Origin of the sequence: Gordonia desulfuricans NBRC 100010 (assembly GCF_001485495.1) — a bacterium.
In the GTDB taxonomy this organism is placed as follows: Bacteria; Actinomycetota; Actinomycetes; order Mycobacteriales; family Mycobacteriaceae; genus Gordonia; species Gordonia desulfuricans.
On the sequence record NZ_BCNF01000036.1, the window covers coordinates 1 to 15,327 of the forward strand.

Below are 15,327 nucleotides of genomic sequence, written 5' to 3' on the forward strand. Positions count from 1 at the left end.
CGCGATGCTCGGTCCCGGCTCAATCAGCCACGCCCAGTAGGTAGCCGACGTCGCCAACGCAACCACGTCCGACGTGGCCACCACCCAACCCAAGCCACGGAGATTTCGACACAGCTCAATCAGCGAAGTAGGTGCGGCAACCTGTCCGGTGACACTCAGGGCGCCAGTAACTCTCGGATCGTGGGGCGCAGTGCGGCAAGCAGATCCGAGGCGCCGATGGGGGCACCGGATGCGGCGTTCCGTGCCGCGTGGGCGTGGACCCGGGCGGCGGCAGCGCCGGCCCAGATCGGGGGAAGGCCGGCGGCCAGGAGCGATCCGGCGATCCCGGAGAGCACGTCTCCGGCACCTGCGGTCGCAGCCCACGACGATCCGGCGTCGTTGCCGTAGACGGTGCCATCGGCCTGGGCGACGAGGGTGATCCGTCCCTTCAACAGCACCGTGGCACCCCAGCGTTTGGCCAGGTCGGCGACGGCGGCCAGGCGGTCGGCGCCGACGGGTTCGCCGGTGAGACGGGCGAATTCGCCGGCGTGTGGGGTGAGCAGGGTCGGCGCATCCCGGCCGATGACGAGGTCGGGGTGCGCGGCGAGCACCGTCAGCGCGTCGGCGTCGACGAGGACAGGCAGATCGGTGGCGAGCACTGTCCGCAACCGTTCCAGGGCGGCGTCGTCGGTGCCGGCGCCGGGACCGATCACCCACGCCTGCACCCGTCCGGCCTCGGAGAGTTCCGGTACCACAACCACTTCCGGCCGGTGTGCGACGACCTCGGCATGTGCCGAACCGACGTAGCGCACCATCCCCGACGTGGCGGCGACCGCCGCACCGGTGGACAGGATGGCCGCCCCCGGGTAGCGATGCGAGCCGGCGATCACCCCGACCACGCCTTGGGTGTACTTGTCGTCATGGGCACCGGGGACGGGCCATGCCGCGGCGATGTCGGCGTCGGTGAGTGCCTGCAGCCGGATCTCCCCAGGTGCATATTCCTCGGCGACATCCGGATCGCCTTCGTGGTCGGCGGGAAGTCCGATGTCCACCACCACGATTCGCCCGCACTGCGGCCCGGCCAGCAGATGGGCACGCCGGCGCACACCGAAGGTCACGGTGATGTCGGCGCGGACCGCCGGATCGTGCACCACTCCGGTGTCGGCATCCACTCCGGAGGGAAGGTCCACCGCGACGACGACCGTCGACGGCGCCACCCCGGCGAACACCTTTGCGGCGGTGGGCCGCAATGGTCCCCGACCACCGATCCCGACGACTCCGTCGATCACCACGTCGAGACCGCGGGGCAGTTCGGTCCCGAGTCGGCCGCCGGCGGAGCCGAAGGCGAGCAGCGCCTTCGGATGAGCCTTGTCCGGAGCCAGGAGCACTGCGGTGACCCGGATCCCGCGACGCGCCAGCTCGGCGCCCGCGAACAGGGCATCCCCGCCGTTGTCACCGGCACCGACGACGATCCCCACCGTGCGGCCGTAGCAGCCGCCGGTGGCGGCGAGCCGGCCGACCACCACCTGCGCCACACCGTGCGAGGCCCGGCGCATCAGTGTGCCGTTGGCGAGCAGCTCACCGGTGGAACGCTCGGCCACACGAACCTGTTCTGCGGTGAGAAGGCTGACCGGCATGGCGGACTATTCGACCGTGACCGACTTGGCGAGGTTACGCGGCTTGTCGACGTCGTATCCGCGGGTCTGGGCGACCGTCGCGGCGAAGACCTGCAGCGGCACCGTCGACACCAGCGGCTGCAGCAGCGTCGGGGTGCTGGGGATCGGGATGAAGTGGTCGGCGACCGTCTGGGCGGCCACGTCGTCGGCCTCGGAGATGACGATGGTGCGCGCACCTCGCGCCTGGATCTCGCGGATGTTGGACACCATCTTGGAGTGCAGCAGGGCACGCCCGGCCGGTGACGGCATCACGATGATCACCGGCAGGCCGTCCTCGATCAGGGCGATCGGGCCGTGTTTGAGTTCACCGGCGGCGAACCCCTCGGCATGCATGTACGCGAGCTCCTTGAGCTTGAGCGCACCCTCGAGTGCCACCGGGTACCCGACGTGGCGACCGATGAACAGCACGGTGTTGTGATGGGCGAGCGACCGCGCGAGCTCGCGGACCGGCTCCATGGTGTCGAGGACCTCGCGCACGGCCTCGGTCATCGATTCCATCGCCGCGAACTCGCGGGCCACCTCGTCGGCGTATTTGGTGCCACGCGCCTGGGCCAGCGCCAGACCGACCATGTAGGCGGCGGCGATCTGCGCCAGGAAGCACTTGGTGGATGCGACACCGATCTCCGGGCCGGCGTGGGTGTAGAGCACCGCGTCGGATTCACGCGGGATCTGCGCGCCGTTGGTGTTGCAGATCGCCAGGACCCGGGCCTTCTGGTCCTTGGCGTGCCGGACGGCCTCCAGGGTGTCGGCGGTCTCGCCGGACTGCGAGATCGCGACGACCAGCGTCGATCGGTCGAGCACCGGATCGCGGTAGCGGAACTCGCTGGCCAGCTCCACCTCGACGGGCAGCCGGGTCCAGTGCTCGATGGCGTACTTGGCGAGCAGACCGGCGTGATAGGCGGTGCCACAGGCGACGACGAAGACCTTGTCGACATCGCGCAGGTCGTCGTCGGTCAGCCGCTGCTCGTCGAGGACGATGCGGCCGTCCTCGAGGTGGCCGAGCATGGTGTCGGCCAGTGCGGCGGGCTGCTCGGCGATCTCCTTGAGCATGAAGAAGTCGTGGCCGCCCTTCTCGGCGGCGGCGAGGTCCCAGTCGATGTGGAACGGCTTGCCCTCGCGGGGCTCCTGATCGAAGTCGGTGACGGTGTAGCTGTCGGCGGTGATCACGACGACCTCGTCGTGGCCGAGCTCGACGGCATCACGGGTGTGCTCGATGAAGGCGGTGACATCCGAGGCGACGAACATCTCGCCGTCGCCCACGCCCACCACCAGCGGCGTGGACCGGCGTGCGGCGACGATCGTGTCCGGGTGATCGGAGTGCGTGAAGACCAGGGTGAACGCACCGTCGAGCCTACGCAGTGCCGCGTAGGCGCTGGCCACGAAATCACCGGCGGTCGCACCCTGCGTGTACTCCCGCGAGATCAGGTGGACCGCGGTCTCGGTGTCGGTGTCGGATGCGAACTCGACGCCCTCGGCCTCCAGCTCGGCTCGCAGCGGCGCATAGTTCTCGATGATGCCGTTGTGGACGACGGCGATCTTGCCGTCGAGGCTCACATGCGGGTGGGCGTTGCGATCGGTGGGCTGACCGTGCGTGGCCCACCGGGTGTGTCCCATGCCGGTGCTGCCGGCCAGCGAGTCCCGGCCGACCGTGGCGATCTGCTTGTCGAGGTTCTCCAGCCGACCGGCCTTCTTCTCGATCGCGGTGTGACCTTGCCCGTCGAGGATCGCCACACCGGCCGAGTCATAACCGCGGTACTCCATACGCCGAAGCGCTTCGACCACGATGTCGAGGGCGTCGCGGCCCCCCACGTATCCGACGATTCCACACATAAGTCGTCAGGGTACCGGGATTTCTGCAGTGGCCTTGCCACGCCGCTTGCGCGGTTTGGCGCCGAGCAACGCCGACACGTGATCCAGTTCTCCCTCCGGGGTCACCTCGGGGTCTGCGACCAGGGTCTTTCCGATGACGGCGGCCGGATCGGCGAACCCGGCGTAGTCGGTGTCCAGGGTCAGCGAATGCAGCAGGAATCCGGTCAGCAGAGCCCTGACCTGGGTGTGGGTCAGCTTGTCCGCCCCGTTGATGCCGACCAGCGACTTGGGCGTGCGGCGCTCGAGCAGGCCGCGGCTACTGGCGCCGAGCAGGGTGCGCAACACCACATCGCCCCCGTAGGCGCGGGCCAGGGGGCGGGCGTTGGCGTCGACGGTGTCGAGGGCTGTCGGCGAGGCCAGGATGAGCCCCGGTGCGGTCACGGTCGCGGCGGCCGGCTCCAGCACCGGTGTGGTGGGCGCCGGGAACAGCGCCACCACCGCCTTGGTCTCGATGGGCGGCTGACCGGCCACCACATCCGATGACGCCGCGATCACCGCGGCAGATGCACCGAATCCGTGCCCCACATAGCCGACGCGACGGGGGTCGACGGTGATGCCGCCGTCGCCGAGCGGCGCATGCGACACCACCGACAGCGCAGACCGCAGTTCACCGGCGAACCCGACGTCAGATGGCATCAGACCACGCTGCCCGTCCGGGGCGGCGACCACGATGCCCCAGGAGGCCAGGTGGTAGAGGAGGTCGCGGTAGCGGCTGCTCCCGGTGAGCCAGTGATGGCCGAAGGCCACTGCGGGCAGGTGCGTCCCCTCGGACGGCGCGAACACCCGGCCGTCCATCCCGACGATCCCGAGGCTGCCGGACAGCACCCGGTGCGGACCGCGTCGGGCCAAGGTCTTCATGAGCTTGGCCGGAGGCTTCGACGGCTTCTTGGAACCACTTGTGCCGAACACGTCACACAGCCTATTCGGAGTGGCGCCCGCGGTGGGGACTGGCCTCGGCCACGTCGGCCGGGAGCAGGATTCGCGGGGTGGGACTGTCGCACGCATCGGCGGCCACCTCGAGGTCGGCGCGGAGTCGGGCGGTGGCATCGGCGGTGGCCTGCCGGTGCTGGCCGGCGACCCCGGAGAGCCGACGCTGCACGGCGCTGAACTCCCGCGATGCCTCCGCCAGCCGGGTGGTGGTGGCGCGGGCGATCTGTTCGATCTGGTCGGCGGTGTTCACTGATCACCGGCGAGCGCGAGATCGGACTGGGTGGAGGAGGCGTCGGGAACCGGCGGTGCCGGCCGGGACGGCGGTTCGGGCACGCCGGGTGACGCCGGTGTGGCCGCGTCCGGGGTGGTGACGTGCGGTGTGGCCGTATCGGATTGCGTGGTGTCGGATTGCGTGGTGTCTGGCGACCCGGTGGGCGGCGTCGCCGGGATCGTCTGGGGGCGGGCGCCCGGGTCGTCGGTGGTCCGTCCCGCCGGAGGGCCCGGATCGTTCGCCGGGGGCTCGACGTGCCGGGGCGCAGACGCCCCGGACGATGCCGTGTCCGGTGACGGTTCGTCCGATGCCAGGGTGAACGGCACGTCGGCGGCGGGTGGGACGTCGACCGGCTGTGCGATGCCCGCCGGCGGCGCGCCCGCCCGATCCGTGTCGGGTCCCGCGGTGCGCCGGTCGGCGTGCGGGTCGTCCGGCAACTCGGCACGCACCGCCGTGCCCGCCTGGCCGCGTGGGTCGCCGAGCTCGCCGTCATCCCATGTGTCCGAGGTCCTCGACAGCACCGCGAGGACCCCGCCGATCCCCTGTCGTGCGGAGTCGGAGGCATTGCGCAACAGCGTTATCCGAGATCCGACGTCATCGATGACGACCTGCAGCGGGATCTCCCCGGTCAGCACCCGGGCGGGGATCTCGGGTACCGGCACTCCGGCCACCATCGGACTCGACAGACGCGCCACCGTGAGATACCAGGTGCGCAGGATCTGGTCGATGCCCGCTGCCGCGGCGTTCGCCGCATCCGACACCGACCGCAGCGCATGCAGGTCGGCTTCGGCCCGGCGCTGGTGTTCGATCACCAGTCCGAGCACCACCCGCCCGGCCTCCGAGACCCAGCCGGCGTCGAGACGTACCTGCTGTTCGGGTAGCCGATGCAGCCGGTCGGCGACGGCACGGTGGGCCGATGCCAGCCGTCGGGCGTCTGCGGCGAGACCGTCGACGTCCACACCGCCGACGGAGGTGAGCATCGACCGGATCTCGTCATCGCCCGGTACGTGCATACCCAGCAGGCGACCCGTTCCGAGCACGGCGATCAGGTCCTCGACTCCGCGGATGGCCTGATCACGCAGCGCGGCAAGGGAATCCGTGCGCGGTGCGGTCATGATTGCGTTCCCGCGTCCGAATGCAACGCCCCGGCGGCCTCGTCGTCGGCGGCCACCACATGGTCCACGCCCCGACCGAGTGTCTCGGCCAGTGACGACGCGGATGCGGCCTGCACACGGAGCCGGTCGGCGAGCAGGCCCGCGGTCTGGGCGAAACGCCGGCCGAGTTCGTCGTGGTCGGGGCCGCACCACGATCCGAATGCGTCGCCGTCGAGGTCGGCGGCAGCCGCGTCGACCACCTGCGCGACCCGCCGGTAGTACCCGACGACGGCCGTCACCTGATCGACGTCCATCCGCATGTGTGCCCCGTCCGCACCCGTCATCCCCGCCCCTCCCCTGGACACCGCCATCGCAGGCGGTCATGAGATGGGTCACAGCCTAACGCCCGGATCCGACACCCACCCGCCGAAGACCCATCACCCACAGATCGGGGGCGTCGTGCACAGGGGACGGATTTCCGGTCCACGAGCCCACCGGATGTGGTAGCCGACGGCATCGGCACCGCCGGGTATCGGGGTGCACAAACGCCGAACCGGGAAAAGGGCCGTCAGCGGCGCCGGCCACGTGGAGCAGGACCGCCGCGGCGTCGCGACCGGATCGACCTCGAGTGGATCAGTCTGCTGCGGGGATGGTGACGCCGTGCGCGGCGACGGCGGAGATCAGCGCGTCCGGACGTTGTGTCACCGGACCGTCCGCGACGAGTTCGAAGGCGCATCCGAGGGTGCGCGATCCGCCGTCGGCGTGTTCGCTGTCACCGATCATCAGCGCCTGTTCGGGCGGCACGCCGAGACCGTCGAGGGCGGCCTGGAAGATCCGCGGGTCCGGCTTGATCACGCCGACCTCGTACGACAGCGCCCACGCCCCGACATGTCCGGTGAGCCCGTGCAGGGCCAGGACCTCGCGGAGATCGAAGGCGATGTTGCTGACCACCCCCACCGCGATGCCCTGTGCGGCAAGGCCGGCGAGTACGGCCACGGTGTCGGGGAACGGGACCCAGGAGTGCGGGTCGAGAATCCGTGCATACAGCTTCTCGGCATGGCCGGGAACGGTCAGGCCCGACGCCCGCAGCACCGCCAGGTAGGCCCGACGATGCTTCGCGGGATCGAGATCGCGTTGCTCCCAGGCGATCCGGTCGTCGCCGGTCAGATCTGCGGGCATCCCGACCGGCTGGGTCATCCGGCGGATCAGGTCCGCCTGCGCGTCGACGTGCAGGGGCCGGCCCTGCGCGTCGTGGAGTCCCGCGAACCATTCGTCGCGGGCCTCGAACCGGAAGAGCGTGCCGGAGAAGTCGAAGAGGACGGCACGCGGGACCGAGGTCTCCACCGCCATCGTCACTCCCCGACCGTCGCGACCACGCCCGCGACGCGCTCGGCGATCCCCAGCGCCAATTCCGGCGTGGGCGCCTCGACCATCACGCGTACCAGTTGCTCGGTTCCCGAGGGCCGCAAAAGAATTCGCCCGGTCTCACCGAGTTCGGTCTCGGCCTTGGCCACCGCGTCGGTCACCGATTGCGCCTGTGCCACGGCATGTTTGTCCGCAACGCGCACGTTGATCAGTTCCTGCGGCAGGACGGTCACGATCGACGCGAGATCGGCCAGACGCTTCGAGTTCTCGACCATCTCGGCCATCAGCAGCAGCCCGGTGAGGATGCCGTCACCGGTGGTACCCGAGCCGGGTACCACGATGTGGCCGGATTGTTCACCGCCGAGCGAGTAGCCACCGCGACGCAGTTCCTCGAGGACATAGCGATCGCCGACAGCGGTGGTGTGCAGGGAGATTCCCGCCTCACGCATCGCGATGTGCAGACCCAGGTTGCTCATCACCGTCGCCACCAGCACGTCCTCGTGCAGCCGGCCCTTCCGGTGCATCGCCGAGGCCAGGATGGCCAGGATGTGGTCGCCGTCGACGAGTCCGCCGGTGGAGTCGACGGCCAGGCACCGGTCGGCGTCACCGTCGTGGGCCAGCCCCAGGTCGGCGCCGTGTTCGAGCACCGCGGCCTGCAGCTTGTCCATGTGGGTGGACCCGCAGCCCTCGTTGATGTTGATGCCGTCGGGTTCGGCGTAGATCGGGATGACCGTCGCGCCTGCGGCCGCGTACACGTGGGGTGCCACCGCGGAGGCGGCGCCGTTGGCGCAGTCGACCACCACGGTCACGTCGTCGAGGCGCACGTCGATCGCCGCGGCGAGGTGGCGGGCGTACCGCTCCTCCGCGTCGGGGGCGTCGAGCAGACGGCCGACGTCACCGCCGGTCGGACGCGGGTGATCGTCGGCGGCCATCGCGGCCTCGATCCGGTCCTCGACGTCGTCGTCGAGCTTGTGCCCGCCGGCGCCGAAGAACTTGATGCCGTTGTCCGGCATGGGATTGTGGGATGCCGAGATCATGACGCCGAAGGCGGCGTCGTAGTCGGCGGTCAGAAAGGCGATCGCCGGTGTGGGCAGCACGCCCACCCGGATCGCGTCGACACCCGCGGCGGCCAGGCCTGCGCACACCGCGGCCTCCAGCATCTCGCCGGAGGCACGGGGATCGCGGCCCACGACCGCACGGGGTCGGGTACCGGTACCGAGAACGACCGCGGCGGCCGAGGCCAGGCGCAACCCGAGCTCGCAGGTGAGCTCGGAGTTGGCCAGGCCTCGGACGCCGTCGGTTCCGAAAAGGCGTGACAAGTCAGCGCTTGGAGTACTGCGACGCCTTGCGGGCCTTCTTCAGGCCGTACTTCTTGCGCTCGACCGCACGCGGGTCGCGCGTGAGGAAGCCGGCCTTCTTCAGGGCCGGGCGATCCTCCGGGGTGACCTCGATGAGGGCACGGGCGATCGCCAGACGCAGCGCACCGGCCTGACCCGAGGGGCCACCACCGACGAGGCGTGCGTGGATGTCGAAGGACTCGGTCCGCTCGACGGTGACCAGCGGGGCCTTGATCAGCTGCTGGTGCACCTTGTTCGGGAAGTAGTCCTCGATGGTGCGGCCGTTGAGGCGGAAGTCGCCGGTGCCGGGCACCAGGCGGACGCGCACGACGGCCTCCTTGCGGCGACCGACGGTCTGGATCGGGCGGTCGATGACGACCGGGCCGCGGTCGGCGACGGCATCGTCGTCGACGGCAACGTCGGCGTCGTAGTCGTCGGTGGCCTCTTCGACAGCCTCGACGGCCTGCTCGACAGCGGTCTCGGCGGCAGCGGTGTCGTCACCGGCATCGGCCTGGACCTCGGCAGCATTTTCCACGGCGGCCTCCACGGCCTCGTCCGAAATGTTCTCGTTGGTCACTGGGCCACCTGCTTGATCTCGAAGGGGACGGGGCGCTGGGCCGCGTGGGGGTGGTTCGGGCCGGCGTAGACCTTCAGCTTGGAGGCCATGGCGCGTCCGAGCTTGGTGTGGGGAAGCATGCCCTTGATGGCCTTCTCCAGGACGCGCTCGGGGTGCGACTCGAGCAGCTCGGCGGTGGTCTGGGCCTTCAGGCCGCCCGGGTGACCGGAGTGGCGGTAGTTGAGCTTGGTCTGCGCCTTGTTGTTGGTCAGCGCGACCTTCTCGGCATTGATGATGACGACGAAGTCGCCACCGTCCATGTGGGGGGCGTAGGTGGGCTTGTGCTTGCCGCGGAGCAGGTTCGCGCTCTGCACGGCCAGCCGGCCGAGCACCACGTCGGTGGCGTCGATGACATGCCACGTGCGTGTGATGTCACCGGCCTTCGGGGTGTAGGTAGACACAGTTGGTCCTTCAACTCTTGTCGACGGTGCTGGTCAGATGCAGCGGCAGAGGAACACCCGGCGACCAGTGGGGACCCGGGACTCGACTACCCGGAACACCACGAGGGTGACCAGGTGCCACGCACCAGCGATCCAGAGTACGGGATCGCGCAGTTCAGGGTCAAAATGCCTCAGCCGGGCCCGATCCGTACCGACGCCACCGCCTCGGTGCACGGGCCGTCGATCGTCTCCGCGCCGGTTCCGCCCTGACACCCGACACTCACCTGCAGATCGTCGTCGACCAGGACGTACCAGCGGATCGGCGCCCCCGACACCGGGGCCTCGCGATAGCTGATCACATCCCGCCCGGCATAGCGCGTGGACGGCGAGAACTCGGTGACGACGTCGTCGCCGCGCTGCCGGATCCGGTTGTGCAGGCTGGTGGCCACCGAGGCCGGCGTCGACCCGGCCCGTACCGGGCTCTGGACCAGGAGGATGCGGGAGCCGTCGTCGCCGGCGGCGAACACGGTGCGCGTCTGCGAGCCCGGGCCGGCCGTCCCCGACGGTGCGGGCGGATCACTGCGATGCCAGTCGCCGGGCACCGTGAGCGTGGTGCGTCCCACCGTGACGTCGTCGGTGTGCGACCCGGCCGGTCCGTCGTGTTGCCAGATCCCCACCCCGGCCGCCACGGTGGCCACCGCGGTCGCACATGCCGCGGCCACCCAGATCCATCGGATGCTGCGTGACGTCGTGGGCTCGTCGCCGACGGCGGGCCCGGGGCCGGTGCCGAGGGCCGCCCGCCGGCTGCGTGCACCCCACCGCGCGATCAGCTGCGGATCCACCTGGAGAATCCGTCCGGCCACCGTGTGCCGGCCGATCGCGTCGACCGCCGCGGCACGTTCGGCCGGGATCGCGCCGTCGACGAACACCACCTCGATGCCGTCGTCGACGGCCGCCTCCACCTCGACGCGGTCGGCTCCGGCACCGGTGACAGCGACGACGGCGCTCGCCTCGATCTCCCAGTCACCGCCGCGGCGGCGCAGGCGTTGCACATCCCACGTCGGTGCCGAACCGGCCGGGTACCGCGGCAGATGTGTCGTCTCCACCACCGCACACCGCGACACGGTGGTGTCGGTGTGGCCGCGGGCGATCAGCACCGCCCGCGGCACCACGTCGATGTCTGCCGGGACGCGCGCGGCGGCACGACGCAGGACACCGGCGCGCACCGCACCCCAGGTGCTCGGATGTCCGATGATCAGCGACGCCCCACACGATTCCGACCACCGGGTGAAGATCTCGGTCCACCGCTGCTCCACCATCACCGCAACGCCGTCGAGGACGATCCGGTCGGCATCGATCGCGTCCATCAGTCCGGTCAGATCGGGTCCCGGCACCGCACCGATGCGGGTGTGCCCGTAGCCGAGGTCCACCACGACCGGGCCCACCACCGCGGATACTTCCGCGGATGAGACCGACTCGGGTACCACCGATCCGGCGTCGGACAGCTCGATCACCATGACGATCCCCGCGTTACCGCGTCGGCCCGGGGTCCGAGTCCGCCAGCCCCACCTGGATCATCTCCTGGACCCGAGTGCGAGACACCAGTTCTCCGCGCCCGGGTACCAGTCGCTGCAGCCGGGTGCGTCCGGTGATGTACCCCTCGTCCCGGTCCCCGCTCATCAGCAGCATGTCGCAGGAGAGGTCCTTCAGGCGTGCGATCACCGGGTCGAACATCGCGCGGCCGAGCCCGCCCGAGCGGCGGGCCAGCACCAGATGCATCCCGATGTCGCGGGCGTGGGCGGCCAGATCCAGCAGTGCCAGAAGCGGATTGCCCGACGACGTGGCGACCATGTCGTAGTCGTCGACGATCACGTACACGTCCGGACCCGACCACCAGCTGCGATCGCGGAGCTGCTCGACGGTGAGGTCTTCCGGGGGCAGCCGTTTGGTGAAGTACGCGGCGAGCTGACGCATCATCGTCGTCGCGTTCTCCCCGGTACTGGCATACCCGGCAAGATGGTCTCCGGTGATCACGCTCAGCAGGGTGCGGCGGTAGTCGACGAGGACGATCTTGACCTCCTCCGGCGTCGAGTTCGCGACCAGCCCGGTGACGATCGCGCGCAGCAGTGCAGTCTTTCCGCATTCGGCGTCCGCGAAGGCCATGAAGTGCGGTTGGGTGGTGAAGTCCAGGACCACCGGGCTCAGTTCGAGTTCGCCGACACCGATCACCACCTGGTTCGGCCGCAACGCGACACCACCGGCGGCGACCAGCTCGCGCACGCTCTCGAGGGAGATCTCGGTGCCGAGTTTGCGGACCGGCATCGCCGCCCGATCGTCGTAGGCGGCACCGACGGCGGCCACGGCCAGGGCCACCCCACCGGGCAGGGATGCCGGTGACGGGTCACCGTCGAGACGCGGCAGGGCGATCAGCAGGTGCAGTCCGTCGGGGCTCAGTCCGCGGCCGGGGCGGCCGTGCGGGACCGTCGACGCCTCACGCCGCCCGACCTCGGAGTCCATCGCATCACCGAGGCGTAGTTCGACGCGACTGCCGATCAGATCCCGCATCGCCGGGCGGACGTCGGCCCACCTGGTGGCGCTGACCACCAGGTGCACACCGTAGGACAGTCCCTGTGTGGCGATCGTGGCGATCTGGTCCTCGAGGAAGTCGAGTTCGGAACGGACCACCCCGATCCCGTCGATCACCAGGAAGACGTCCCCGTGCAGATCGTCGGCGAGCGGATCGTCGTCGGTGCACGCCCCGGTGGTCATCCAGTCGCGTCGCCGTGCCCGATAGTCGGCCATCGACTCGATCCCCAGTCGCACGAACCGGGATTCGCGCGCCCGGATGATCGCGGCCACCTCGGCGACGGTGCGCCGCACCGCATCCAGGTCGCCGCGGGTGGCAACCGAACCCACATGCGGCAGGCCTGCGATGCCGGTGAGCGCACCGCCACCGAAGTCGAGAACATAGAACTGCACCTGTTCGGGGGTGTGCGTCGCCGCCGCCGACAGGATGAGACTGCGCAGGGCCGTCGACTTGCCGGTCTGGGGGCCGCCGACCACCGCGACATTGCCCGCCGCCCCGGACAGGTCCAGGACGTGCACGTCACGACGCTGGTCGAAGGGCCGGTCGACGATGCCCACCGCAACCCGCAGCGACCCGGTGGTGGCGGGCAGGCCGAAGTCCCGGTCGCCGACCAGCGCGTCGACGGTCGGTGACTCGTCGAGCGGTGGCAGCCACACTTCGTGGGCGCTCGGGCCGTGACCCGCGATCCGGCCGACGAGCGTCTGCAGCAGGGTCGGTACCACCGCCGGGGCGGTGCCGGAACCGAGATCGGCGTCGGTGTCGGGCGTTTCCGGCGCCTCGTCCAGCAGCGCCGCCGCGCGGTCGAGTACCGATCCCCCGGCATCTGCGATCGCGCCCGGCGTCTCGATCGAATCCGGCGTCCCGGTCGAATCCGGGGCCGCGGTCGCGGCGGAATCGGGATCCATCGGTACCGGGAGTGCGGTGAACATCCGCATCCGATGCCGCACGGCGGCGGGCCCTATTCCTGCCGACACCGTCCCGGGGAGGGCGGCCGGCGAGTGGTAGGGCCCCGACACATAGCTGGTGTTGAACCGGACCGGCTCGGCGGCATCGCATTTGAGATAGGCCGAACCGGGCACACTGGGCAGGTGGTAGGCATCGGGGACACCGAGGACCGATCGGGACTCGTTGGCCGAGAAGGTCTTCAGTCCGATGCGATACGACAGGTGCGAGTCGAGCCCACGGAGCTTGCCCTCCTCCAGCCGCTGCGAGGCGAGGAGAAGGTGGATGTGCAGGGACCGGCCGAGTCGACCGATCGCGACGAAGAGCTCCGCGAAATCCGGTTTCTGCGCGAGCAGTTCGGAGAACTCGTCGACGATCACGAACAGGGCGGGCAGCGGGGCGAGCGGGGCACCGGCCCGCCGGGCCTGCTCGTACTCGGTGACGTTGGCGAAGTTCCCCGCGGCCCGCAACAGTTCCTGGCGTCGGTTGAGCTCCCCCGACAACGCATCCTTCATCCGGTCGACCATCGCCAGTTCCTGCTCGAGGTTGGTGATCACCGCGGCGACGTGTGGACTCTGGTCGAGTCCGAGAAAGGTTGCACCGCCTTTGAAGTCGACGAGCACGAGGTTGAGCTCGGCCGGGGAGTGGGTGGCGAGCATACCCACCACGAGAGTTCGCAGGAACTCACTCTTTCCGCTACCGGTCGCTCCGATGCACAGTCCGTGCGGCCCCGTGCCGCCGTGCGCACTCTCCTTGATGTCGAGTTCCACCGCGGTCCCGGCCGGGGTGAAGCCGATCGGCACCCGCAATCGATCTCGTCCGGTGCGTCCACGCCAGTGCACGGCCGGATCGAACGATGCCATGTCGTCGATGCCGAGCAGCGCCGGCAGGCCCGGATCGGTGGCCGACGCCTCGGCGTCGAGGCTGGCCAGACTCGCCTTCGTCGCGGGGCGATAGCGGGCCATCCGTCGGGCCACCGCCTCACACTCGGCAACGGTCAAGGTGTCACCGGAGGCGAACTCCTCCACCCCGAAGGCACTGCGTGCCGACACTTTTCCGCCGCCGACCACCAGTTGCAGCCCGCGGCGGGCGGCGGGACCGTCGGCCGGTGCGGTCAGGTCGAGCACCGTCACCCCGGACATCCCGGCATCGTTCACCAGACGTTCGGTGCCGTCCACCCGGCCGTCGTCGATCACCACCACCAGGTGGTGCTGCCCGGGCACCGGTGGCGCGGAGCGGCTGAACCGGCCGCGGTCGGCGAGATCGGCGCCGAGGGACAGTTCGAGGTCGGCCAGACTCGGATAGATCATCCGGAACGGCCCGACCGCGTCGGCGATCGACGGATGACCGGCATGGGGAAGCCATTTCGCCCAGTCCCAGACCTCCCCGGCGGGATCCCGGGTGACGATCGCCACCCGCAGATGGTCTGGACCGTGGAAGGTGCACAAACCGATCACCATGGCGCGCACCAGTTCCCGGGTGTCCTGCCGCACCCCTTCGATGTTGATCGCCGGGAAGCCACGCAATGACACCGCGGTGGGTAGTCGATGGACCACCGAGTGGGTCCGGACGAAGCGACGCAGCGCCACCATCGACACCGGTTCGATGTCCTCGAGCGGACCGGTCTCCGGCGGCATCAGGCGGGTCGCGAGGCGTTGGGTCCCCAACCCCACACGGGCGTGCGCGAAGTCGGTGTCGGCAGGCCTGCGTTCCCACATCCGCCGACCGCCGACGACCTCCCCGAGCACCCGTGGGTCCGGGTGCGTCCAGGCCAGCGCAGCGCGCTGGGCACGAGCGGTGTCGGCCACCTCGTCACGCAGTTGTCCCAGGTAGCGGAAGTAGTCCTTGCGTTCCTCGTTGAGTTCGGCAGCCCGTTTTCCGCCGCCGCGGCCACCGGCCGCGAACATGCCGAACATCGACATCAGCATCATCAGCGGGAACATCATGAACAGCGGGTTGCTGAGGATGTTGCGCCCGCCGGTGGCGACCATCATCGCGAGCATGCCGACCACGGCGACGATCATCACCACCGGCAGCAGCTTCATCAGGAGCCCGCCGGGTACCACCCGCGGTACGTCCGGCGGCGGTGCGATGTTCAGTTCACCGCCCGGCGTCCGCGGCGGTGTGATGCGTGGCCGCCGCACGAATCCCTCAGTCGTCGTCACCCGTTCCCCCTACTAGGTCTCCCCTGACCCGACACCCCGCACTTGTCCACCGGCTTGTGTCCAACCCCTGAACCGGATGCGGAGTGTGGTTATGGTAACTGCGAATCCAGGGGGAG

General features: G+C 70.0%; 12 protein-coding genes. All 12 read right to left on the reverse strand.

Going from position 1 to position 15,327, the window contains the following annotated elements; genetic code table 11:
- Positions 1 to 155: 155 nt before the first annotated feature.
- On the reverse strand, positions 156 to 1,616 hold the full coding sequence (locus tag GD1_RS05390) for a bifunctional ADP-dependent NAD(P)H-hydrate dehydratase/NAD(P)H-hydrate epimerase (RefSeq protein WP_059036168.1): 1,461 nt from the start codon (positions 1,614 to 1,616) through the stop codon (positions 156 to 158).
- A gap of 6 nt (positions 1,617 to 1,622) precedes the next feature.
- Positions 1,623 to 3,485 (reverse strand): glutamine--fructose-6-phosphate transaminase (isomerizing), encoded by a 1,863-nt coding sequence (gene glmS / locus GD1_RS05395; protein WP_059036170.1) that lies wholly within the window; start codon positions 3,483 to 3,485, stop codon positions 1,623 to 1,625.
- A 6-nt stretch (positions 3,486 to 3,491) separates the two neighbouring features.
- Positions 3,492 to 4,433: a dienelactone hydrolase family protein gene (locus tag GD1_RS05400; protein ID WP_373855247.1), complete on the reverse strand. Its 942-nt coding sequence runs from the start codon at positions 4,431 to 4,433 to the stop codon at positions 3,492 to 3,494.
- Positions 4,434 to 4,443: 10 nt separating this feature from the next.
- Positions 4,444 to 4,704, reverse strand: coding sequence for a hypothetical protein (locus GD1_RS05405; RefSeq protein ID WP_059036172.1), 261 nt, complete (start codon positions 4,702 to 4,704; stop codon positions 4,444 to 4,446).
- Complete coding sequence (locus GD1_RS05410; protein WP_059036175.1) at positions 4,701 to 5,840, reverse strand: hypothetical protein; 1,140 nt, start codon at positions 5,838 to 5,840, stop codon at positions 4,701 to 4,703. Before GD1_RS05410 ends, GD1_RS05405 begins: the two co-directional genes overlap by 4 nt.
- Complete coding sequence (locus tag GD1_RS05415; RefSeq protein ID WP_059036177.1) at positions 5,837 to 6,163, reverse strand: hypothetical protein; 327 nt, start codon at positions 6,161 to 6,163, stop codon at positions 5,837 to 5,839. Before GD1_RS05415 ends, GD1_RS05410 begins: the two co-directional genes overlap by 4 nt.
- Positions 6,164 to 6,452: 289 nt before the next feature.
- Entirely contained in the window at positions 6,453 to 7,169 is a 717-nt protein-coding gene (locus GD1_RS05420) for an HAD family hydrolase (protein ID WP_059036179.1), read from the reverse strand.
- 2 nt (positions 7,170 to 7,171) lie between these two features.
- A complete protein-coding gene (gene glmM / locus GD1_RS05425) occupies positions 7,172 to 8,503 on the reverse strand; it encodes a phosphoglucosamine mutase (protein ID WP_059036181.1) in 1,332 nt (443 codons plus the stop codon).
- A 1-nt stretch (position 8,504) separates the two neighbouring features.
- Positions 8,505 to 9,098, reverse strand: a complete 594-nt coding sequence (gene rpsI, locus GD1_RS05430) for a 30S ribosomal protein S9 (protein WP_083533879.1) — start codon at positions 9,096 to 9,098, stop codon at positions 8,505 to 8,507.
- Positions 9,095 to 9,538: a 50S ribosomal protein L13 gene (gene rplM / locus GD1_RS05435; protein ID WP_020791917.1), complete on the reverse strand. Its 444-nt coding sequence runs from the start codon at positions 9,536 to 9,538 to the stop codon at positions 9,095 to 9,097. The genes rpsI and rplM overlap by 4 nt, the downstream gene beginning before the upstream one ends.
- Before the next feature lie 170 nt (positions 9,539 to 9,708).
- Entirely contained in the window at positions 9,709 to 11,034 is a 1,326-nt protein-coding gene (locus GD1_RS05440; protein ID WP_083533882.1) for a type VII secretion-associated protein, read from the reverse strand.
- Positions 11,035 to 11,047: 13 nt separating this feature from the next.
- On the reverse strand, positions 11,048 to 15,211 hold the full coding sequence (gene eccCa, locus GD1_RS05445; RefSeq protein WP_059036183.1) for a type VII secretion protein EccCa: 4,164 nt from the start codon (positions 15,209 to 15,211) through the stop codon (positions 11,048 to 11,050).
- Between the last annotated feature and the right edge of the window lie 116 nt (positions 15,212 to 15,327).

Bases quoted from the DNA above. Each gene is read 5' to 3' on its own strand.
- GD1_RS05390 (WP_059036168.1), bottom strand. From the start codon at position 1,616: ATGCCGGTCAGCCTTCTCACCGCAGAACAGGTTCGTGTGGCCGAGCGT.
- glmS (WP_059036170.1), bottom strand. From the start codon at position 3,485: ATGTGTGGAATCGTCGGATACGTGGGGGGCCGCGACGCCCTCGACATC.
- GD1_RS05410 (WP_059036175.1), bottom strand. From the start codon at position 5,840: ATGACCGCACCGCGCACGGATTCCCTTGCCGCGCTGCGTGATCAGGCC.
- GD1_RS05415 (WP_059036177.1), bottom strand. From the start codon at position 6,163: ATGACGGGTGCGGACGGGGCACACATGCGGATGGACGTCGATCAGGTG.
- GD1_RS05420 (WP_059036179.1), bottom strand. From the start codon at position 7,169: ATGGCGGTGGAGACCTCGGTCCCGCGTGCCGTCCTCTTCGACTTCTCC.
- GD1_RS05440 (WP_083533882.1), bottom strand. From the start codon at position 11,034: ATGGTGATCGAGCTGTCCGACGCCGGATCGGTGGTACCCGAGTCGGTC.